This window comes from Roseateles sp. (assembly GCF_019237615.1).
In the GTDB taxonomy this organism is placed as follows: domain Bacteria; phylum Pseudomonadota; class Gammaproteobacteria; order Burkholderiales; family Burkholderiaceae_C; genus Pelomonas.
The window spans coordinates 1-19633 of the sequence record NZ_JAFAGT010000087.1; the positions used below are offsets into that span (position 1 = coordinate 1).

General features: G+C 69.0%; 20 protein-coding genes and 1 pseudogene. 14 read left to right on the plus strand and 7 right to left on the minus strand.

Annotation, left to right across the window (positions count from 1 at the left end):
- Positions 1-243: 243 nt before the first annotated feature.
- The 3 genes and pseudogenes from JOY88_RS18380 to JOY88_RS18390 form a co-directional block, all read left to right on the plus strand.
- Positions 244-989: pseudogene (locus JOY88_RS18380) on the plus strand (IS5 family transposase); the annotation flags it as partial.
- Positions 990-1886: 897 nt separating this feature from the next.
- Entirely contained in the window at positions 1887-2462 is a 576-nt protein-coding gene (locus tag JOY88_RS18385) for a hypothetical protein (protein WP_293504086.1), read from the plus strand.
- A gap of 59 nt (positions 2463-2521) precedes the next feature.
- Positions 2522-3106: an RES family NAD+ phosphorylase gene (locus JOY88_RS18390; protein ID WP_293504087.1), complete on the plus strand. Its 585-nt coding sequence runs from the start codon at positions 2522-2524 to the stop codon at positions 3104-3106.
- Positions 3107-3170: 64 nt separating this feature from the next.
- Here JOY88_RS18390 and JOY88_RS18395 read toward each other — a convergent pair whose 3' ends face one another.
- Complete coding sequence (locus tag JOY88_RS18395) at positions 3171-3491, minus strand: hypothetical protein (protein WP_293504088.1); 321 nt, start codon at positions 3489-3491, stop codon at positions 3171-3173.
- A 249-nt stretch (positions 3492-3740) separates the two neighbouring features.
- Here JOY88_RS18395 and JOY88_RS18400 point away from each other — a divergent pair, with 249 nt between their 5' ends.
- The 3 genes from JOY88_RS18400 (at position 3741) to JOY88_RS18410 (ending at position 4814) form a co-directional block, all read left to right on the plus strand.
- Positions 3741-3959, plus strand: a complete 219-nt coding sequence (locus JOY88_RS18400; RefSeq protein ID WP_293504089.1) for a hypothetical protein — start codon at positions 3741-3743, stop codon at positions 3957-3959.
- Positions 3960-3963: 4 nt separating this feature from the next.
- Positions 3964-4512, plus strand: coding sequence for a 2'-5' RNA ligase family protein (locus JOY88_RS18405; protein ID WP_293504090.1), 549 nt, complete (start codon positions 3964-3966; stop codon positions 4510-4512).
- Positions 4513-4595: 83 nt separating this feature from the next.
- Positions 4596-4814: a hypothetical protein gene (locus JOY88_RS18410; protein WP_293504091.1), complete on the plus strand. Its 219-nt coding sequence runs from the start codon at positions 4596-4598 to the stop codon at positions 4812-4814.
- Here JOY88_RS18410 and JOY88_RS18415 read toward each other — a convergent pair.
- The 6 genes from JOY88_RS18415 to pxpB are packed head-to-tail and all read right to left on the minus strand — an operon-like array spanning position 4801 to position 9815.
- Positions 4801-5787, minus strand: a complete 987-nt coding sequence (locus JOY88_RS18415; RefSeq protein WP_293504092.1) for a DUF72 domain-containing protein — start codon at positions 5785-5787, stop codon at positions 4801-4803. The two genes, JOY88_RS18410 and JOY88_RS18415, sit on opposite strands and share 14 nt — an antisense overlap.
- Complete coding sequence (locus JOY88_RS18420) at positions 5787-6746, minus strand: DUF979 domain-containing protein (RefSeq protein WP_293504093.1); 960 nt, start codon at positions 6744-6746, stop codon at positions 5787-5789. The genes JOY88_RS18415 and JOY88_RS18420 overlap by 1 nt, the downstream gene beginning before the upstream one ends.
- A complete protein-coding gene (locus tag JOY88_RS18425; protein ID WP_293504094.1) occupies positions 6743-7456 on the minus strand; it encodes a DUF969 domain-containing protein in 714 nt (237 codons plus the stop codon). Before JOY88_RS18425 ends, JOY88_RS18420 begins: the two co-directional genes overlap by 4 nt.
- A 17-nt stretch (positions 7457-7473) precedes the next feature.
- Positions 7474-8223 (minus strand): 5-oxoprolinase subunit PxpA, encoded by a 750-nt coding sequence (pxpA, locus tag JOY88_RS18430; RefSeq protein ID WP_293504095.1) that lies wholly within the window; start codon positions 8221-8223, stop codon positions 7474-7476.
- Complete coding sequence (locus JOY88_RS18435; protein WP_293504096.1) at positions 8213-9145, minus strand: 5-oxoprolinase subunit C family protein; 933 nt, start codon at positions 9143-9145, stop codon at positions 8213-8215. The genes pxpA and JOY88_RS18435 overlap by 11 nt, the downstream gene beginning before the upstream one ends.
- A gap of 10 nt (positions 9146-9155) precedes the next feature.
- Positions 9156-9815 (minus strand): 5-oxoprolinase subunit PxpB, encoded by a 660-nt coding sequence (gene pxpB / locus JOY88_RS18440; RefSeq protein ID WP_293504097.1) that lies wholly within the window; start codon positions 9813-9815, stop codon positions 9156-9158.
- Between the two features lie 57 nt (positions 9816-9872).
- Here pxpB and JOY88_RS18445 point away from each other — a divergent pair, with 57 nt between their 5' ends.
- From JOY88_RS18445 to JOY88_RS18480, 8 genes are all read left to right on the plus strand, one after another.
- On the plus strand, positions 9873-10376 hold the full coding sequence (locus JOY88_RS18445; RefSeq protein WP_524539234.1) for a winged helix DNA-binding protein: 504 nt from the start codon (positions 9873-9875) through the stop codon (positions 10374-10376).
- Positions 10377-10387: 11 nt separating this feature from the next.
- Positions 10388-10930, plus strand: coding sequence for a tRNA adenosine(34) deaminase TadA (gene tadA, locus JOY88_RS18450; RefSeq protein ID WP_293504099.1), 543 nt, complete (start codon positions 10388-10390; stop codon positions 10928-10930).
- On the plus strand, positions 10930-11874 hold the full coding sequence (locus JOY88_RS18455) for an LD-carboxypeptidase (RefSeq protein ID WP_293504100.1): 945 nt from the start codon (positions 10930-10932) through the stop codon (positions 11872-11874). The genes tadA and JOY88_RS18455 overlap by 1 nt, the downstream gene beginning before the upstream one ends.
- Positions 11875-12025: 151 nt before the next feature.
- A complete protein-coding gene (locus JOY88_RS18460) occupies positions 12026-14212 on the plus strand; it encodes an ABC transporter substrate-binding protein (protein WP_293504117.1) in 2187 nt (728 codons plus the stop codon).
- Positions 14212-15195: an ABC transporter permease gene (locus JOY88_RS18465; RefSeq protein ID WP_293504101.1), complete on the plus strand. Its 984-nt coding sequence runs from the start codon at positions 14212-14214 to the stop codon at positions 15193-15195. The genes JOY88_RS18460 and JOY88_RS18465 overlap by 1 nt, the downstream gene beginning before the upstream one ends.
- The gene (locus JOY88_RS18470; protein ID WP_293504102.1) at positions 15192-16625 is read left to right on the plus strand and encodes an ABC transporter permease; all 1434 of its coding nucleotides are present in this window, start codon (positions 15192-15194) and stop codon (positions 16623-16625) included. The genes JOY88_RS18465 and JOY88_RS18470 overlap by 4 nt, the downstream gene beginning before the upstream one ends.
- Positions 16618-18450 (plus strand): ABC transporter ATP-binding protein, encoded by a 1833-nt coding sequence (locus JOY88_RS18475; RefSeq protein WP_293504103.1) that lies wholly within the window; start codon positions 16618-16620, stop codon positions 18448-18450. Before JOY88_RS18470 ends, JOY88_RS18475 begins: the two co-directional genes overlap by 8 nt.
- 507 nt (positions 18451-18957) lie before the next feature.
- Positions 18958-19602, plus strand: coding sequence for a hypothetical protein (locus tag JOY88_RS18480; RefSeq protein WP_293504104.1), 645 nt, complete (start codon positions 18958-18960; stop codon positions 19600-19602).
- The last annotated feature ends 31 nt before the right edge of the window (positions 19603-19633 follow it).

The following is a 19633-nucleotide window of genomic DNA, read 5'->3' on the forward strand; positions in this document are numbered from 1 at the left end:
CTTCCATGCCCTGGCTCACTATGCAGCGCCGTTGCCTGCCAAGGTCCTGCGACGACCGGTCGACAATGTGGCGGCGCAATCCAGTGCGTTGGTGTCGGCCATCGACGCCGTGTTGTCGGGCGTCTAGCTTCAACGGTTTCGGCCGGCAGCTATGTGTGGCAGCGAGATCGGGATTGCCGTAATTCATCTAGGGCGTGTTAACGCTACTGGCGCGATGGCGTCGTGGCCGGCAAACTACCGGCCATGGAAATCACGCCCGAGCAGTTCGCCAAGATCGAGCACTGCCTGCCGACACAGCGCGGCAACGTCAGCCTGAGCAACCTGCAGGTGGTCAACGCCATCCTGTATGTGGCCGAGCATGGCTGCAAGTGGAGAGGCCTGCCCAAGCGTTTCGGCAACTGGCACACGATCTACACCCGCATGAATCGCTGGACCAAGGCGGGCGTGCTCGACCGGATGTTCGAGGAGCTGCAGAAGGCCCAGGTCGTGCGCATCAAGATCGAGGCGGTCTCGCTGGACTCCACGAGCATCAAGGTGCATCCGGACGGCACGGGTGCGCTCAAAAAAACGGACCTCAGGCCATCGGCAAATCCCGCGGCGGATGGAACACCAAGATTCATATGGTTGCCGCGGATGCTCGAACGGCCATAACGTTCGCACTGTCGCCAGGCCAAACGGGCGATGGCCCGATGGGCCGCGAACTATTGGCCAGCCTGGGTGCATCGGACCGACCGCTTCACCTGCTGATGGATAGCGCCTACGCAGGCAACGAGACGATCCAGCTCGCGCTCGACTTTGGCTACATCCCAGTCGTGCCACCGCCCAGAACGCGGGTGGAGCCCTGGGAATACGACCGCGAGATGTACAAGCGTCGCAACGAAGTCGAGCGCTTGTTCCGCAGGCTCAAGGGCTACCGTCGCATCTTCTCCCGCTTCGAGAAGCTCGACATCATGTTCCTCGGGTTCATCTGCTTCGCCCTGGTGGCCGATGGGGCTTTGGTTGTGTTAACAATCCCTGGCTCGGCGGCGGTCGTCCGCCAGCCCCGCTGCTGCGCCCCACAGGCTTTCGGTGGGTGACGCGAGCTTGGCATCAACCTGACGCCGTTCATCGTGGTCTACCACCAGCCTGACGCCACCAGCATTGAGATCCTGCAGTTGCTGCGCGGCTCGCAGCAGTGGGCACCGGCCGCCTGAGAGCCTGAGAGTTTTTCTCCACCGCCCTCTGCCGGCACGAAACTGGCACGTGCTGAGGAATGAGCGATGCCAAGCACCAAGGTGATCCGTGCGCGGGCTGGGCAAGGTGCGTGCGGCGGCCTATCTATGGGCACTGGCGCGCAGCCTGCTGCGCCTGGTCACGATCGCGCCGCTGATGCTGCGGGGCACAGGTACGTCCTGAATGGCGGCGGCGGCCGCATAAGAGGCGTCCGCGGTGCGTTTTGCGCCCCGAAGGCCCCCGGGGCGGCCCTTGTAGACCCTGCGCCGGACCCCGATCACCCGAACCCGCCAGCACATCGCGGGCAACTGCATCTCAAGGCACCTCAGCCACGCGGCTTGCGGCGATCAAATGCTTCTCAGGCTCTGAGTCCGCCTGGGGTTGGGGTCATGCCGTCCACGAACCGATTTGTGCAACGGAGCCAAGGCCATGCCAATACCGGCGGGTCCCTGTATGGGCGGTTCCCGCGGCGCGTGGCGCGGTGACTCCCCGCGGGACGTCAAACGCCAGCGCCTCGACCAAATTGACCTTCAAATATATGGTTGCATCAATCTGGTCAAACGGAGTTCGTGCCATGGCGAAGATCGCATCGCACATGCTGCAGGGCGACGTGATCACCGTGCAGCCCTGCCGCGCCGACCGGGGGGCATGGCCCGCGTGCTGGCCGGGCCTTTGTGCTCGAAGTGGCGGACGAAGCGGCTTCGAGCACCTTGCTGGCTTCACTGTGGTTGCTGGATCGCCTGCTGGGCGAGAAGATCGCTGCGGTCCGCGAGTGCCGCATGGAGGAAATGGTCGACTTCATGGCGGTGCGCATGCTCGTCCCCAGCGTTATCGAGCTGGAGATGGCGCAGCGGCCCGCCCAGCGCCACGCCCGCATCCTCAACGAGTTCGGCTGTTTCAGTGCAGAGCAACTGGCCGATGCCAACGGCTCCCAGGCCAGCAACCGTGCGGCCCTGGCCGACAACTGGCGCAAGCGCCGCCAAGTGTTTGCAGTGCCCCACCCGGACAAGGCGGCGCGCGACCGTGATGTCTATCCCGCCTTCCAGTTCGAGAACGGCAAGCCGATCAAGGCGGTGCAAGAGGTATTGGAGGCCTTTGGTGGGCGCAAGACACCCTGGAAGCTGGCGCTGTGGTTCACCTCGAACAACGGCGGTTTGCCAGGCAGCGCGCGCCCGGTCGACCTGCTGGCCGGCGATCCGGATGCCGTCGTGCGGGCCGCGCGGCGCGATGCCGAGGGGAGCGCGGCTTGAGCTGCCGCGCGCCGCTCCCGCCACTCGATCCCCTGTTCGACCGCTGGCCGGCGGGCCAAGTGATCCACGTTATCCACGATACGGCGTTCGCCCCCGAGAGCTTCAACCCCGGCGTCGATGCGGCAGGCATGCCGCGCAGGTCCACGCGCTTCGCGCCGATACGCAGCCTCAAGGGCGAAGTCGTCCCCTACCTGTATGGCGGCTCCACGCTGGACTGCGCGGTCTTCGAGACCGTGTTCCATGACGTGCCCATCGATGCGCCCGACAAGTTCGTCGACCTCGACGACTTCGCGCAGCGCGGCCATGGTGAACTGGTGTTCAGCCGCGACCTGAAGCTTGTGGACCTGACCAGCGAGGGCCAGCACCGTTTGAAGGTGCCCAAGGAAGAACTGATCGCCAGCCCGTCGCGCGACTACCCGGGCACGGCGACATGGGCCGAGGTGCTGCACCATCAGGTCTCCGACGTGGATGGGCTGCTGTGGATGTCGCGTCAACGCGATCGCCACCATGCGCTGGTGCTGTTCGGCGATCGCCTGGATGGCGTGTTGAGCGGTCGACGCATCGGTGGGCCGCTGGCGCGCAATACCGCGCTGCGAGACGCCGTGCTGGCGGCGGCGCTGCGGGCAGGTATTGAAACGGACTGAAGAGTGACAAGCAGCCAGGGGCACACAGGCTGTGCAAGCGTGGCCCTTATCCACCAAGGCGCCATCATTCGATGGACCTCAAGGGGGCCGGCCACGCCGGCCGGGGCACCGCAATCCCTATCGATTTCTTGCAAGCTGAATGGCAGTGTGGATGGGCCTGGAGCCGTCCGAAGAGTTTCCTCTTGTCTGACTTCGCTGCAACCAGGTCGTCCTGCCAATCGTTCGACGCGACGTTGCTGGCCAGATACGGGGCCAGCTCACGAGCACTGAATCTGCGCGACGAGGGGGCGTCCTGACCATGCTTGACGAGGTCTCGATACCGGCCATGCCGCAGCGTCTGCTGCCGCACGGCTTGCCGCTCATCAAGAACGGCGAATTCTTCCAAGTCCACCGAGTTTTGGCGGTTCCGGGATTGAGTCAACCGGTCGCCACCCCGTGCGTGATCCAGGCACACGAAAGTTGGCAGGTTTCGCGCCGTCGTGCGCTATCGGCTCCATAGCACCAGCAGTCTGAGCACCGTTGATGATGGATATGATCCGCTTGGAGTCTTCGAGCCACCCGAAGCAGTAGACCCGGCCGGTCTCGGGGTCAGCAGGCGGCCCCATCTCCTTGACCCTACGGGAGTGATGCCACCATGCGCGCCGTCTTCAGCCTTCTCGCCCTTGTCATCGTGGCGGCCATCGTGCTGTCTCTCGCCAGGAAGCAGGCGACGGCGCTGAAGCCGGCGGCTTCCGGCGCATCGTCGGCTGGCGCGACGCTGCCCAGGCCGCAGGATGTCGGACGGCAGGTGCAGGGCTCGATCGACGACGCTGCCAGGCGCACGGCCGAGGCCGCCTCGGCCGCGACGAACTGAGGCCGTGCCCGGCCACAAGCTTTTCTTCGCATTGCGGCCGGACGAAGAGGCGGCCGAGCGCATCGCGCGGATCGTTACCGCCGAGCATGCGGCGCGCGGTCTGCAGGCGCGGTTGCGCCCCAGCCGCATCTTCCACATCACACTGCACTATTTCGGCTATTTCGACGGCGAGCCCGATGCACGGGTCGTCGCACGGGCCAGCCGGGCGGCCTCCGAGCTGCGGCGGCCGGCCTTCGACCTGGGTTTCGACGGCTTTACGAGCTGGGGCGGCGAACGCTCGTCCAAGCATCCCTTCGTGCTCACCGGCGGCCAGGGCCTGGAGGCCGTGCGCGAGCTGCGCGACGCCCTCGTCGAGCGCCTCGCGGCGCATGGCCTGCTCGACGTGCCCGAGCGCGACTACAGGCCGCATCTGACGCTGCGCTACGACAAGCGTCCGGCGCCGACCTGGGCGCTGGACCTGCCGGGCTGGATCGCCAGCGACTTCGTGCTCGTGAAGAGTCCCCAGGGCCAGACGCGCCACGACGTCATCGCCCGCTGGCCGTTGCAGGGCTGAGTCCTACAGGCAGTGTCGTCCCCGGCCGACCGGTGCCGGCCGGCGCCGCGCTCACCATGGGCCTCCCTGCAAGGAGATCGGCCATGATCCTCAAGCCTCTCATCGCCCTTGTCGCCACCTCGGCGCTGGCCATGACGCTGCTCCAGCACCTCGGCCAGCAACGGCGGCAGCGCCGCGCGCGCCACGAGGGCAGGCGGCATCGCGACGACGTCAGCCGCTGGGAGGCGGAGGGCGGCAACCTGCCTCCTGCCGGGCGGGACGCCGGGGCCGCCGCGCCCAGGCGGCGAGTCAGCCGTCGATGATGGCCTGGGCCAGGGCACGCACGCTCAGCGGCGCCGAGCCCTCGGCCGTGTTCGAGATGGTCACGAACACGTCCTGTCCGGCGCCGGCCGTTCCACGGATGACGCGCGCCAGCTCGGTGCGGGTCTCGGGGTCGGGATCCAGCATCTCGCCGAATTCGCCGTACTTCTTCTCGGCTTCCTCGTAGCCGTAGGCGCCGTGCAGGCGGTTCAGGTTCCAGCGCGCCACCAGCGGCCCGGGCCACAGCGCACGCAGCAGCGGCAACTGCTCGGCCAGCGGCGGCAGCTTGGGGTGCAGGCCCAGGCAGTAGCGGGCACCGGTGTCGCGCAGCAGCGCAACGAGGTCGGGAGTCAGCCAGGCGGGGTCGCGCACCTCAACGGCCAGCACGCCGGCCGGCGGCTTCGGGCACGCGAGCAGCAAGGCGTGCAGCAGGTCGAACTGCTCGCTCATGCGTGCCAGCCGCGCGCCGGGCAGGGGGCTGATCTGGAACACCAAGGCGCCAAGCGTGGGGCCCAGGCCTTCGTAGGCCGGGGCGATGAAGTCCTGCAGCGTGGTGGCCGGGTCCAGGAACAGCGGGTTGGGCTGCTGGCCACGGCCGTCCGCGCTGCGCAGCAGCGCGTCCGTGACGAGGCTGGGGGCCTTCACGGTGAAGCGAAAGCCCGCGGGCACTTGCTCGGCATGGCGCTGGAACTCCGCCGCCGCCAGCGGTCGGTAGAAGCCGCGGTCGATGCCGACGGCCCGCAGCAGCGGATGGGCCGCATAGGCGGGCAGGCCGGTCCTGGACAGCGTGGCCTCGCCATGCCGGCCGGACCAGACCAAGCCCTGCCAGCCCGGGTAGCTCCAGGTCGACGTGCCTAGGTGGACCCGTGGCGACAGCGCCGCGGCGAGGGCCCGGTCTTCGGGCGTGGGTGGCGCGGGCTGCACGCCGCGCGGGCGCTTGGACGGCGCGGCGCCGCCGAATAGTTGGTCCTGCATCAGAACATGAGGAATCTCAGCAGCACGATGTTGACGCCCAGCAGAACGAGGGCCGTAGGCCATTGCGCGCGGATGACGGCGTTCTTGTCCTTCAGCTCCAGCAGCGCGGCCGGGATGATGTTGAAGTTGGCGGCCATGGGCGTCATCAGCGTGCCGCAGTAGCCGCAGAACATGCCGATGGCGGCCATTGTCGCGGCATTGCCGTGGTGCATGCCGAGCAGGATGGGAATGCCGATGCCGGCCGTCATGACCGGGAAGGCCGCAAAGGCGTTGCCCATGACCATCGTGAACAGCGCCATGCCGAGCGCGTAGGCCGTGACGGCGAACCAGGCGTTGTCGACCGGGATGTTGCTCGTCGTCAGATGGGCCACGGCCCGGCCGACACCGGCGTCGGTGAACAGCAGGCCCAGCGTGGCGAGCATCTGCGGCAGGATGACGGCAGGCCCCATGGTCTCCAGCAGGCGGCGGGCCTCGCGTACGGCCTGCATGGGGCGTTCGCGCGTCATCCACAGCGCGCCCGCCAGGCCGGCCAGGGCGCCGAGGCCGACGCTGATGAGGGTGACGTTCTTGGTCTCCACGAGCAGCAGGTCGCCGAGGTGAACGTCCTTCAGCGTCAGGCTGCCGGCCAGGGTCAGCAGCGTGATGGTGAGTATGGGAAGGAAGAGCTTGTTGCCCAGCGCTGCTGCATCGGCCTGGCGCTCGGCGGGCTCGCGCGTCGGGTGCTGGCCGCGGGACACGCCGCCCAGGCCGCCGAGGAGGGCGAGCATGACGACCAGCACCCCGACGACGGCGGGCGGCAGCAGGTCGCCGATCAGGTAGATGGCAGCCCACAGCGCCCAGAAGAGGCCGCTGCTGTAGCGTCGCGGGTTGCTGCGGTCGCGGTAGGTCAGCCCGGCGACGATCAGCAGCGCCAGGCCGGTCAGCAGGAAGATCTGGTCGAGCTTGAGCAGCGTGGTCATGCCTGGTTCTCCTCGGCGCGGGCGCGGGCGATGTCCTGCGGCAGGCGGCGGTCAAGGCGTATCAGCCGCGCCGCGTGGATGACGAAGGCGGCGACGGCCGTCGGGATGCCCCACAGCGCGATGTGCAGCGGATCGGTGACGACGCCGTTCTCGGCCAGGAAGGTCTGCATCAGCACGATGGAGCCGAAGGCGACGAAGATGTCCTCGCCGAAGAACAGGCCGACGTTGTCCGTCGCCGCGGCCATGGCTTTCCATTTGTCGCGCACGGCCTGCGGCACCGGGCCGTGCGTCTTCTCGGCGGCGGCCTCGGTCATGGGGGCGACCAGCGGGCGCACCATGGGTGCATGGCCGCCCAGCGACGTCAGCCCCATGGCCGCGGCGGTCTCGCGGATGAAGAGGTAGATGACGAGCAGGCGGCCCGCCGTGGCTGAACGTATGCCCGCGATCCAGGCCTGGGCGCGCTCGCGCAGGCCGTGGCGCTCCAGCAGGCCGATGATGGGCAGCGGCAGCAGCAGCGTCAGCGGCAGGTTGCGCGTCTTGACGAAGCCGCTGCCCAGCTTGGCGAGGATGAGGTCCAGCGGCAGCTTCGCGGCCAGGCCCGTCGCGATGCCGGCCGCCGCGACGACGAGGACGGGGTTGAAGCGCAGCACGAAGCCGACGATGACGACGGCGACGCCGATCAGCGGCCAGAGGGAGACATCTGCAGACATGACAAAGACTCCAGGGGTTAGGCGCGCAGTTGCACGCCGGATTGGTTGAGGGCGGCGTGCAGCGCACGTGCGAAGGCCAGGGCGTGCGGGCCGTCGCCGTGCAAGCAGATGGTCTGGGCCCGCAGCGGCACGGTTTCTCCGGAGACCGCCTGCACGACGCCGTCGCGCACCATGCGCAGCGTGCGGGCGACGGCCTCTGCGGTGTCCTCGACGAGGGCGCCCGGCTGGCCGCGTGGCACCAGGCTGCCGTCGGCGCGGTAGCCGCGGTCGGCGAAGACCTCGGCCACCGCGCGCAGGCCGGCGCGCTCGGCGGCGCGCAGCAGTTCGCTGCCGGCCAGGCCGTACAGCGCCAGGCCGGGGTCGATGGCGCGCACGGCGCCGGCCACCGCATCGGCGAGGGCCGGGTCGCGCGCCGCCTGGTTGTAGAGGGCGCCGTGCGGCTTCACGTGATGCAGCCGGCCACCGGCGGCGCGCACCAGCGCGTCAAGGGCGCCGATCTGGTAGATCAGGTCGGCCCTGACGTCGGCGGGCGGGAGCTGCATCTCGCTGCGGCCGAAGTTCTCGCGGTCGGGGTAGCTTGGGTGGGCGCCCACGGCCACGCCGCGCGTCAGCGCGGCGGCGACGGTGGCCTGCATCAGCCGCGCGTCGCCGGCATGCCAGCCGCAGGCGATGTTGGCCGAGCTGACAAGGGCCAGCAGCGCGGCGTCGTCGGGCGCGCCTTCGCCGAGGTCGGCGTTCAGGTCGACGTGGAGGGTATCAGCGGTCATGGAGTGCGCTCCTCAGTTGATCGAGCTCGGCCTGGCGCCCGCGCAGCGCGGCGACTGCCTCGTCGGCGCTGCAGGGCCGGAAGCGCAGCGTGGCCCCCAGGCGCAGCTGGGCGAGTTTCCACAGGTCGGCGCGGATGACGACGGCGATCTTGGGGTAGCCGCCCGTCGTCTGCGCATCGGCCAGAAGCACGATGGGCTGGCCCGAGGGCGGCACCTGGACGACGCCCGGCAGCACGCCATGCGAGGCCAGTTCGCCGCCCCGCTCGCGACGCAGCTCGGGGCCGGCGAAGCGGTAGCCCATGCGGTTGCTCTGCGGCGTGAGCCGCCAGTCGGCGTCCCAGAAGGCCTCGCGCGCCGCGACCGAGAAGTCCTCGTGCTCGGGGCCCGGCAGCGCGCGCACCGTGGCGTCCCAGTCGGGCGGCGCCAAGCCGATGCGGCGAGCGGGCAGGGCGGTGGTGGTGGCGGCAAGGGGCAGGCGGTCGCCATCGCGCAGCGCGCGGCCCTGCAGGCCGCCGAAGCCGGCCTTGAGGTCGGTGCTGCGCGAGCCCAGCGCCGGCGCCGAGGCGATACCGCCCGAGACGGCCAGGTAGCTGCGCATGCGCTCGCGCGGCGCGGCCAGCTTGAGCGTCTGGCCCGCCTTCACGCGCTGGCGCCACCAGGGCCGCAGCGGCTGGCCGTCCAGCAGCGCGTCGGCGTCGGTGCCGGTGACGGCGATGGAGCAGTCGGCATCGAAGCGCAGCGTGGCCGGGCCCAGCGTGAACTCCAGCCCGGCCGCGCCGGGCGGGTTGCCGACCAGCAGGTTGGCGCGCATGAGCGCGAGATCGTCGAGGGCGCCGCAGCGGCTGATGCCGCGGTCGCGCCAGGCCTCGCGGCCGAGGTCTTGCACCGTGGTCAGCGGGCCGGCCCGCAACACTTCGATCATGGCAGCTCGATCATGTCGGTTCGGCGACGAAGCGCACGCGGTCTCCGGGGGCCAGCAGCGTGGGCGGCTCGGCCTCGGGGTCGAAGAGGGACAGGGCCGTGCGGCCGATAAGTTGCCAGCCGCCGGGTGTGGCCAGCGGGTAGATGCCAGTCTGCGCGCCGCCTATGCCGATGCTGCCGGCCGGCACGGCCAAGCGTGGTTCGGCGCGGCGCGGCGTGTGCAGGCGCTCGTCCAGCCCGCCGAGGTAGGCGAAGCCGGGCTGGAAGCCGATGAAGTAGACGACGTACTCGGCCTGCGTGTGGCGGCGCACCACCTCATCGATGTCCAGGCCGCAGTGGGCGGCGACGTCGGCCAGATCGGGGCCGTCCGCGCCGCCATAACGGACGGGGATGTCGACCTGGCGGCCGAGCGGCCGGCCGCGCGCCGGCTTGCCCCACAGCGCCTGCGCGGCCTGCGCCAGCGTGGCAGCCTCGGTGTGCAGCGGGTCGAAGCTCAACGTCAGGTTGTTCATGCCCGGGATCAGCCCCAGCACGCCGGCCACCTTGGCCAGGCCCGCGCCGAGCTGCCAGATGCGCTGCTGGTGCTCCAGCGTGATGGCCCCGTCGACCGCGCAGCACAGGGCGGCTTCGCCCAGCGGGCGAATCAGGAGCTCGGGTGGCGGCGTGTTCATTTGCATGTTTATAAAACGTATATGATTTGTATTCGACACGTGTTTATCATGTCAATCATGGTTAGCAGCATCGTGTCGTCTTCGCATCTGGTGTCGGACAAGGGTGCCGAGCTGTCGGAGTTCGAGTTCGGCCTCATCGTCGTCAGCAATGCCTTCAACCGCTGGATGGTGCGCTGCATGGCCGCCGCCGGCATGAAGGACCTGGCCGCGCTGGATATCTCGTTGCTGCACCACGTCAACCACCGTGACCGCAAGAAGAAGCTGGCCGACATCTGCTTCGTGCTGAACGTCGAGGACACCCACGTCGTCGCCTACTCGCTGCGCAAGCTGGCGGGCCTGGGCCTGGTCAGCAGCGAGAAGATCGGCAAGGAGGCCTTCTTCTCGACCACCGAGCAGGGGCAGGCCTTGTGCGAGGCCTATCGCAAGGTGCGCGAGCAATGCCTGATGACGGCACTGGCCGACAGCGGCCAGCAGAACAAGGACATCGGCGACTGCGCGCAGCTGATGCGGCTGCTGTCCGGGCTCTACGACCAGGCCTCGCGCTCCGCCGCATCGCTCTAAACTGCGGCCCGATGACCGAGCCGATCTACACGCCTGCCGACGAATACGCGATGCGGCTCGCGCTGGACCAGGCGCACAACGCCTGGCTCGTGGGCGAGGTGCCGGTTGGGGCCGTCATCACGCGCGGCGGCCAGGTCATCGCCACCGGCTACAACCGCCCCATCACGACGCACGACCCCACGGCGCACGCCGAGATCGTCGCACTGCGCCATGCGGCGACGCTGCTGGAGAACTACCGGCTGCCCGAGTGCGAGCTGTTCGTGACGCTTGAGCCCTGCGCGATGTGCGCGATGGCGCTGATGCACGCGCGCTTCAGGCGCGTCGTGTTCGCGGCGCGGGACCCCAAGACGGGCGTGGCCGGCTCGGTCATCGACCTGTTCGGCCAGCCTCAGCTCAACCACCACACGCGCATCGAGGGCGGGCTGATGGCGGACGCCTCGGCCCAGTTGCTGCGCGACTTCTTCAACGAGCGCCGCGAGGCCGCGCGGGCGCGGCGCGCCGAGCGCCAAGGGCTGATCCCGACGGGCGAAGCCACGCACCTGGACGAATCCTGATGTCATCCCTCACGTTGTTCACGCCGGCCGGCGCCGTCGCCAAGGCCGCCAACCTGAAGCGCGCGGCCAAGCGACTGGCGCAGCTGGGCTTCGAGGTCAGCGTCGACGCCGATGCGTTGTCCCGCCACCAGCGCTTTGCCGGCGACGACGCGACGCGGCTTGCGGCCCTGCACCGCATCGCCGACGCGGCGCCGTCGGTCGCGCTGGCCACGCGCGGCGGCTATGGCCTCACGCGTCTTCTCGACCAGATAGCCTGGGACCGCATTGCCCGCAGCATCGAGCAGGGTACGCGCTGGGTGGGCTACAGCGACCTGACCGCGCTGCAGAACGGCCTCATCGCCCGCCACAAGGGTTTGTCCATGTGGTCCGGCCCGCTGGCCTGCGACGATTTCGGCCGCGCCCAGGCGGACGGCGGTGTCGACGAGGTCACGCAAGACTGCTTCCTGGAGGCGATGAGCGGCGCGCTGGAGGCCGTGGGCTTCCGGGCGCCGACCGCCGACTTCGACGGCCTGGAGGCGCGTGGCCGCCTGTGGGGGGGCAACCTGACCGTGCTGTGCTCGCTGCTGGGTACGCCGCACTGGCCCAGGGTCAAGGGCGGCATCCTGTTCCTGGAGGATGTCAACGAGCATCCCTACCGCGTCGAGCGCATGCTGCTGCAGCTGCAGCAGGCCGGCGTCATGGACGCGCAGGCGGCCGTGCTGCTGGGCGACTTCAGCGGTGCGGCCAAGTCGCCGCTGGACCGCGGCTACGGGCTGAAGGATGCCGTCGCCGCGCTGCGCAGCCGCACGAAGACGCCGGTGCTGACCGGACTGCCCTTCGGCCACGTGCGCACCAAAGTCTGCCTGCCGGTGGGGGCGACGGTGGAGCTTTATGTGCAGGGCCGCGAGGCCATCCTGGGCTGGCAGTCGGATGCGCGGCTGGCCCACGATCACCATCATCACTGAAGACACCCCGGGTTTCCACAGCGCCCCTGCGGCGTTGCCTGGGCGGGTTGTCCGTCTATGATTCCCGCCGTCGCCCCGGCCTGTGCCGGGGCGCTTGCGTTTTGAGGGTGTCGCGGTGCTGGGAACCTGCAGAGGCTGGATCAAGTGGAGTGTGGGCGCGTTGGCGCTCGGCCTGCTCACCGCATGCAACAACAGCCCCCATCCCCGCGGTGCAGAGCGCGAGAACACGCTCTTCATGGCCTTCGCGGAGCGCTCGCCGCGCTACCTGGACCCCACGTCGTCCTACGCGGCGCCCGAAAGCACCTACACCTACGAGATCACCGAGCCGCCCTACGGCTACCATCCGCTCAGGCGGCCCTACACGCTGATCCCGCGTGCCGCCGCCGAGCTGGCAAAGCCCTATTTCCTGGATGCGCAGGGACGCAGCCTGCCTGACGATGCTCCGGACGAGCAGATCGCGCAGGCGGTCTACGACATCCCCATCCGCCAGGGCCTGAAATGGTCGCCGCACCCGGCCTTCGCCAGGGACGCCGCCGGCCACTACCTCTACCACCACCTCAGGCCCGGCGAGCTGGGCGACAAGCGCAGCCCCTTCGAGTTCGAGCACCTGGGCACGCGCGAGGTGGTGGCCGAGGACTTCGTCTACGCGCTCAAGCGCCATGCCAGCCCGCGCATCGAGGCGCCGGTGGCGGCGGTGTTCTCGGAACATGTCGTGGGCTTGCGCGACTACATGGCGCTGCTCAAGCGGGAGAGCGACAAGCAGCTTGCCGGCCTGCCCGATGACCTGGCCGACAAGCCCTTCCTGGACCTGCGTCGCTGGACGCTGGCCGGCGCCGAGGCCGTCAACGACCACCTGCTGCGCATCCGCCTCAAGGGCCGCTACCCGCAGTGGCAGTACTGGCTGGCCACGGCCTTCACGTCGGCCATCCCCTGGGAGGTGGATGCCTTCTACGCCCAGCCCGGCATGGCCGCCAACTCGCTGACCTGGAACCAATGGCCGGTGGGCAGCGGTCCCTTCATGATGACCGAGTACGTGCAGGACCGCCGGCATGTGATGAGCCGCAACCCCAACTACCGGGTCGACACCTATCCCTGCGACGGCAGCCCCGGCGACGCCGAGGCCGGTCTGCTGGCCGACTGCGGCAAGCGCGTGCCCTTCGTCGACAAGATCGTCGCGATCAACGTCAAGGAGAAGGTGCCCATCAAGGAGCTGTTCAAGCAGGGCTACCTCGACCTGCCCGAGATGGACCGCGCCGACTGGGGCATCAACCTGGCCGTGGACCGGGACGACTCGGACGAGGTGCGCGCCTTTTTCGCGGAGCGCGGCTTCCAGCTGCCGACGGCCACCGACATCAGCAACTGGTACCTGGGCTTCAACTGGCTGGACCCGGTCGTCGGCCGGGGCGACACGCCCGAGCAGCAGCGGCGCAACCGCGCGCTGCGCCAGGCCATCTCCATTGCCATCGACTGGGAGGAGGGCTATGGCCGCATCTTCCGGGACAAGGGCGGCGACGCGGCCCAGGGGCCCATCCCGCCCGGCGTGTTCGGTTCCAAGGAGAGCCAGCCGGGTGAGTACAACCCCGTCACGCACCGCCTCGTCGACGGTAAGCCGGTGCGCCGGCCGATCGCGGACGCCCTCAAGCTGATGGAGGAGGCGGGCTACCCGGGTGGGCGCGACGCCAGGACAGGCAAGCCGCTGGTGCTGAACTACGACTTCCAGCGCGTCATCACGCCCGAACTCAAGGCCGAGAACGACTGGATGGTGCGCCAGTTCGCCAAGCTGGGCATACAGCTGGACATCCGCGCGACCGACTTCAACCAGTTCCAGGAAAAGATCCTCCAGGGCAAGCACCAGATCTTCTGGTGGGGCTGGTTCGCGGACTACCCGGACGCCGAGAACTTCCTGTTCCTGCTCTACGGCCCCAACAGCAAAAGCCTGCACGAGGGCGAGAACGCGGCCAACTATGCCAATCCCGAGTTCGACCGCCTCTACCGCAAGCTGCAGTCGCTGGCGGACGGGCCGGAGAAGGCGGGCGTCATGGCCAGGATGAATGACATCGCACGCCAGGACGCGCCCTGGGCCTGGGGCTACTGGAGCTATTCCGGCCTGGCCCTCCAGCGCTGGGTGCACAACGGCAAGCCCGGCGTCGTCATCCGCGACCGTGCACGCTGGCTGCGGGTGGACGTGGCCGACCGCACGCGCAGCATCGCCGCATGGAATCGCCCCATCTGGTGGCCGCTGCTGGCGCTGGCCGCCGGGGCTCTGGCCGTCCTCGTCGCGACGCGGCGCGCATGGCGCGCCCGTGAGACGGCCACTGCCCTGGGGAGCGCGCGCTGATGCTGGGCTTCGTGCTGCGCCGCCTGGGCTACGGCCTGGCCATCCTCGTCGGCGTCAACCTCTTCACCTTCATCCTGTTCTTCTCTGTCAACACGCCGGACGACATGGCGCGCCTGAACATCGGTGGCAAGCGGGTCACGCAGGAGCAGATCGAGAAGTGGAAGACCGAGCGCGGCTATGACAAACCGCTCTACTACGACGCCGGCAAGGCCGGGGCGCAGCGCGTGACGCACACCATCCTGTGGGAGCGCTCGGTCAGCCTGTTCGCGCTGGACTTCGGCAGGAGTGACGCGCGCCAGGCCATCAATATCGGCCACGAGATCAAGGTGCGCATGGGCGTCAGCCTGCAGCTGGCGCTGCCGCTCTTCATCCTGCAGGTCATCGTCAGCGTCGCGTTCGCGCTGTTGCTGGTGTTCTTCCGGCACAGCCGCATCGACTTCTGGGGCGTCGTGCTGTGCGTGCTGATGCTGTCCATCTCCAGCCTGTTCTACATCATCGTCGGCCAGTTCCTGTTCGCCCGCCTGCTCAAGCTGGTGCCCATGAACGGCTTCGCGCCGGGGCTGGACGCGGCCAAGTTCCTGGCGCTGCCCATCCTGCTGTCGCTGCTGAGCCGCCTGGGCGGCGAGGCGCGCCTGTACCGCGCGATGTTCCTGGAGGAGATGGGCAAGGACTATGTGCGCACCGCGCGCGCCAAGGGCCTGTCCGAGGGCAGGGTGCTGGGTCGCCATGTGCTGCGCAACGCGCTCATTCCCATCATCACCAGCGCCGGCAGCTATCTGCCCTATGTCTTCCTGGGCAGCCTGGTGTTCGAGAGCTTCTTCGGCATACCCGGGCTGGGCGCCTTCGTCATCGAGGCCATCACGGGCCAGGACTTCGCCATCGTGCGCACCATGGTCTTCCTCGGCGCGCTGCTCTACATCGCGAGCAATGCGCTGATCGACATCGCCTACACGTGGGTGGACCCCAGGGTGAGGCTGCAATGAAGTTCGTGCTGCTCTGGACCGACCTCGCGCTGTGGCTGTTGACCGCCGCGGTGCTGGCCTATGCCTGGCGCGTGAAGGCCCATGCCAACCTGCGCGCGACCTGGCAGCGCGTGCTGCGCGATCCCGTCGCGGCCTGCGCGGGCGTCGTCATGGCGCTGTTCCTGCTCGTCACGCTGGCGGACAGCCTGCACCTGCGCCGCGCGCTGCCGACCGCCGACGGCAGCGTGGTCTACGACACGCGCACGCTGTCGGCGCTGGATCTGCTGCTGGCGCGCCAGATCGCGATGCGCGAGGTCAGCTACTCGCTGCCGCTGGGCACGCATGGCTTCAACAAGGAGGGCCTGGAGGACGCCGCCGGCGCGGTGCGCCGCGACTACCCGCGCCTGCAGTTCGGCGGCGCCCATCTCGCGGACCCGGCGACGCAATGGGCCGACGACGTCGCCCGGCGTGCCGGCACGGGCCTGCTGGGCGGCCTCGCCGCCGCCCTCGCGCTGGCCACGCTCATCGTGGCGGGCCTGGCGCGGCGGCATGGCGGCTGGCGGCCGGCGCTGGCCGACCTGGCGGCCGACCGTACCGTCTACCCGCTGCGCGCCATCCTGCTGACGCTGGCCGCCGTCCTGCTGCTGGCTGGGCCGGTCATCGCGCTGATGCCGCACTACCATGTGTTCGGCACGGACCGCACCGGCAACGACGTGCTCGTGCAGGCGCTCAAGAGCGTGCGCACGGCCTTCGTCATCGGCGCGCTGTCCACGCTGGCGACGCTGCCGTTTGCCGTGCTGCTGGGCGTGCTGGCCGGCTACTACAAGGGCTGGGTGGACGAGGCCATCCAGTACGTCTACACGACGCTGAGCTCGGTGCCCAATGTGCTGTTGATCGCGGCCTGCGTGCTGATGGTGCAGGTCTTCTTCGACAAGAACCCCGACCTGTTCGAGACTGCGGCCGAGCGCTCGGACCTGAAGATGCTGATGCTGTGCCTCATCCTGGGCCTGACCGGCTGGGCCGGCTTGTGCCGGCTGGTCCGTGCCGAGACGTTGAAGCTGCGCGAGCTGGACTATGTGCAGGCGGCCACGGCCTTCGGCGTCGGTGACCTGCGCATCATGGCCCGCCACATTGCGCCCAACGTGATGCACCTGGTGCTGATCACGGTGGTGCTGAGCTTCTCGGAACTCATCCTCTACGAGGCGGTGCTGACCTACATCGGCGTCGGCGTGGACCCGCTGATGAACAGCTTCGGCAGCATGATCAACCTCGCGCGCGCCGAGATGTCGCGAGATCCGGTCGTCTGGTGGAGCTTCGCGGCGGCCTTCGGCTTCATGGTGGGCCTGGTGCTGGCGGCCAACCTGTTCGCCGACGGCGTGCGCGACGCCTTTGATCCGAAGTCCAGGTTGGCGCGCTCGCGCCTCTTGCGCAGGCGAGGTGCCGATGCTTGAGATCGACGACCTCCAGGTGGAGCTGGACGCCGACGCCGGCCTCGTGCGGGCGATAGCCGGCATGCGGCTCGCCCTGTCGCGCGGCGAGACCTTCGCGCTGGTGGGGGAGAGTGGCTGCGGCAAGAGCATGACGGCGCTGGCACTGATGCGCCTGCTGCCCGAGAACGGCCGTGTCGCCGGCGGTGCCGTGCGGCTGGACGGGCAGGACCTGCTGGTGCTGCCCGAGGGGCGCATGCGCGACGTGCGCGGCGGCCGCATCGCGATGATCTTTCAGGAGCCGTCGACCAGCCTGAACCCGGTCATGCGCGTGGGTGACCAGATCGTCGAGGCCATCGAGGCGCACACCGTGCTGCGCGGCAAGGCGGCGCGCGCCAAGGCCATCGACTGGCTGGCGCGGGTGGGCATCCCCGAGCCGCAGCGGCGCATCGACGACTACCCGTTCCGCCTCTCCGGCGGCCAGAAGCAGCGCGTGATGATCGCCATCGCGCTGGCCGCCGAGCCGGACTACCTGATCGCCGACGAGCCGACCACGGCGCTGGACGTGACCATACAGGCGCAAATCCTGGACCTGATCCGCGACCTGCAGCGCGAGCGCCAGCTCGGCGTGCTGCTGATCACGCATGACCTCGCCGTCGTCGGCGGCATGGCCCACCGCGTGGCGCTGATGTATGCGGGCCAGATCATCGAGGTCGCGCCGGCGGCCGAGTTCTTCGCCGCGCCCAGGCATCCCTATGCCCGGCTGCTGCTGCAGGCGCTGCCGGATGCGGCGCGGCGAGGGCAGCCGCTGGCGGCCATAGCCGGCACCGTGCCGCCGCTGTGGCAGGCGTTCGACGGCTGCCGTTTCGCGCCGCGCTGCGACAAGGCCATGGCCCATTGCGCCGGTACGCCACCGGCCCTGACCGACGAGGGCCCGCAGCGCCAGGTGCGCTGCCTGCTCTACAGCCAGCCCGGCGACGCGCTGCCGCGTGCGCCGGCCGTGGCCCGGGCGTTGCCGCCCCTGCCGCCCGTGCAGAGCGAGCCGTTGCTGGACGTACGCGACCTGCGCGTGCGCTTCATGCTGAGGACGCCGCTGCTGCACCGCGGGCCGCGCCATTTCGATGCCGTCGACGGTATTGCCTTCCAGCTGCGGGCTGGCCGCACGCTGGCCCTGGTGGGTGAGTCCGGCTGCGGCAAGACGACCTCGGGCAAGGCCATCGCGCAGTTGCTGCGCCGCCAGGCCCGCATCAGCGGCCAGGCGCTGTTCGAGGGCTGCGACCTGTTCAAGCTGCAGGGCCAGGCCTTGCTGCAGGCGCGGCGCCACCTCCAGATCATCTTCCAGGACCCCTTCGCGTCGCTGAATCCGCGCATGCGTGTCGCCGACGTGCTGGAGGAGGGCCTGATCGCGCTGCGTCCCGAGCTGGACGCCGGCCAGCGCCTGGCCCGTCTGCGCGCGCTGGTCGACCAGGTGGGGCTGCGCCGTGATGCACTGCAGCGCTGGCCGCACGAGTTCTCCGGTGGCCAGCGCCAGCGCATCGCCATCGCCCGCGCGCTGGCCGTCGAGCCCCGGCTCATCGTTTGCGACGAGCCCACGTCGGCGCTGGACGTGTCCGTGCAAGCCCAGATCCTGAACTTGCTGCGCGAACTGCAGCGCGAGCAGGGCCTGGCCTACCTCTTCATCACGCACAACATCGGCGTCGTGGAGTACATCGCCGATGACATCGCCGTCATGCAGGCGGGGCGCATCGTCGAACGGGGCGCGTGCGCCGAGGTTCTCGGACAGCCTCGCGAAGGTTTCACGAAGGATTTGCTCGCGGCGGTGCCGCGATTGCTTGTAGCCAGGTCGTAACCAAGTCGTGTCCGTGTCAAGTGCCGGCAGGGGGCGTTGGGACGTCTTGATGAGCGCCTGGAGGCCGATGAGGAGCTGGCTGACGCGCCTCTGCGGGCGGGCGCGGCGCGCTCCGGCGCTCAACTTTGTGACCGAATGCTTGTAATCGCATCGTTCCGCCTGCCCGGGTTAGCACCAAGAAGTCGCCTGAAACCGGGGGGCTAAGATGGCGTTTGGCCTGGTTTGGCCGGAGGTGCGGTTTTGCCGTACCTGGTTCGTGGCGATGAAATGTATGCCCGACGGCTTTATGCCACCGGGCGTTTTTTTTGGCGCGAGCCGATGTAAAGCTGCTTTACACACCCGGCCGGACTGCGTGTTTTCGACGAGGCGGAGTAGTTCTCTCCGCGATTTAGAATGCACGCCCTTCGGGGACCAGTTGACGGCAGGAGCGCAACTTCCGCCGTGGCGGTGGCCGCTTCCAGAGAAGAAGTCATTGACTGTGATTTGTAGTTGCAAGAAGGAGCGCGCATGAATTTTGCGCAGGAGAAGCAGGGCGCGTCCCGGTACACGGGCTTCGGTGTCGTGGTCCTGATCCACGTCGTCGCCATCTATGCACTGGCCAGCGGCCTAGCGCGCGATATCGTCAAGAAGGTCACGGGCCCCATCGACGTCAAGGTCATTGAAGAGAAGGTCAAGCCGCCGCCGCCGCCCGAGAAGGTGGTGCCACCTCCGCCGGATCTCAAGGCTCCGCCGCCGCCCTTCGTGCCGCCGCCCGAGTTCCAGGTGACCGCACCGGCGCCGCCGGCGCCGGCCATCCAGTCCACCCAGGTCGCACCGCCGGCCGTGGCCGAGATTCGTCCCGCCCCGGCACCGGTGGCTGCCGCGCCCGCCCCGGCACCGCGTCCGGCCAAGATCACCGCCGGCATGGTCTGCACCAAGATGGGCAAGCCCGAGGTGCCGTCCGTCAACTGGAGTGGCGAGGCTCTGTACAAGGCCGTCGCCACCGTGAAGGCGGGTCGTGTCACCGCTGTTGAGATCACCCCGCTGCGCGGCGGTGTCGACCGCAAGGCCCAGCGTGCGATGCAGCAAGCCATCACGCAAACGCTGCAGGACACCTACGAATGCCCGGGTGACCACGTGTTCGAGCAGGAGTTCCAGTTCAAGATCGAATAAGACCCGCTTCGAACCCGGCGCCAGACCGGCG

Coding starts and splice junctions, on each gene's coding strand:
- JOY88_RS18465 (WP_293504101.1), top strand. CDS start 14,212: ATGCTGGGCTTCGTGCTGCGCCGCCTGGGCTACGGCCTGGCCATCCTC.
- tadA (WP_293504099.1), top strand. CDS start 10,388: ATGACCGAGCCGATCTACACGCCTGCCGACGAATACGCGATGCGGCTC.
- JOY88_RS18470 (WP_293504102.1), top strand. CDS start 15,192: ATGAAGTTCGTGCTGCTCTGGACCGACCTCGCGCTGTGGCTGTTGACC.
- JOY88_RS18445 (WP_524539234.1), top strand. CDS start 9,873: ATGGTTAGCAGCATCGTGTCGTCTTCGCATCTGGTGTCGGACAAGGGT.
- JOY88_RS18425 (WP_293504094.1), bottom strand. CDS start 7,456: ATGTCTGCAGATGTCTCCCTCTGGCCGCTGATCGGCGTCGCCGTCGTC.
- JOY88_RS18400 (WP_293504089.1), top strand. CDS start 3,741: ATGCGCGCCGTCTTCAGCCTTCTCGCCCTTGTCATCGTGGCGGCCATC.
- pxpA (WP_293504095.1), bottom strand. CDS start 8,223: ATGACCGCTGATACCCTCCACGTCGACCTGAACGCCGACCTCGGCGAA.
- JOY88_RS18480 (WP_293504104.1), top strand. CDS start 18,958: ATGAATTTTGCGCAGGAGAAGCAGGGCGCGTCCCGGTACACGGGCTTC.
- JOY88_RS18415 (WP_293504092.1), bottom strand. CDS start 5,787: ATGCAGGACCAACTATTCGGCGGCGCCGCGCCGTCCAAGCGCCCGCGC.
- JOY88_RS18410 (WP_293504091.1), top strand. CDS start 4,596: ATGATCCTCAAGCCTCTCATCGCCCTTGTCGCCACCTCGGCGCTGGCC.
- JOY88_RS18455 (WP_293504100.1), top strand. CDS start 10,930: ATGTCATCCCTCACGTTGTTCACGCCGGCCGGCGCCGTCGCCAAGGCC.
- JOY88_RS18435 (WP_293504096.1), bottom strand. CDS start 9,145: ATGATCGAAGTGTTGCGGGCCGGCCCGCTGACCACGGTGCAAGACCTC.
- pxpB (WP_293504097.1), bottom strand. CDS start 9,815: ATGAACACGCCGCCACCCGAGCTCCTGATTCGCCCGCTGGGCGAAGCC.
- JOY88_RS18420 (WP_293504093.1), bottom strand. CDS start 6,746: ATGACCACGCTGCTCAAGCTCGACCAGATCTTCCTGCTGACCGGCCTG.
- JOY88_RS18475 (WP_293504103.1), top strand. CDS start 16,618: ATGCTTGAGATCGACGACCTCCAGGTGGAGCTGGACGCCGACGCCGGC.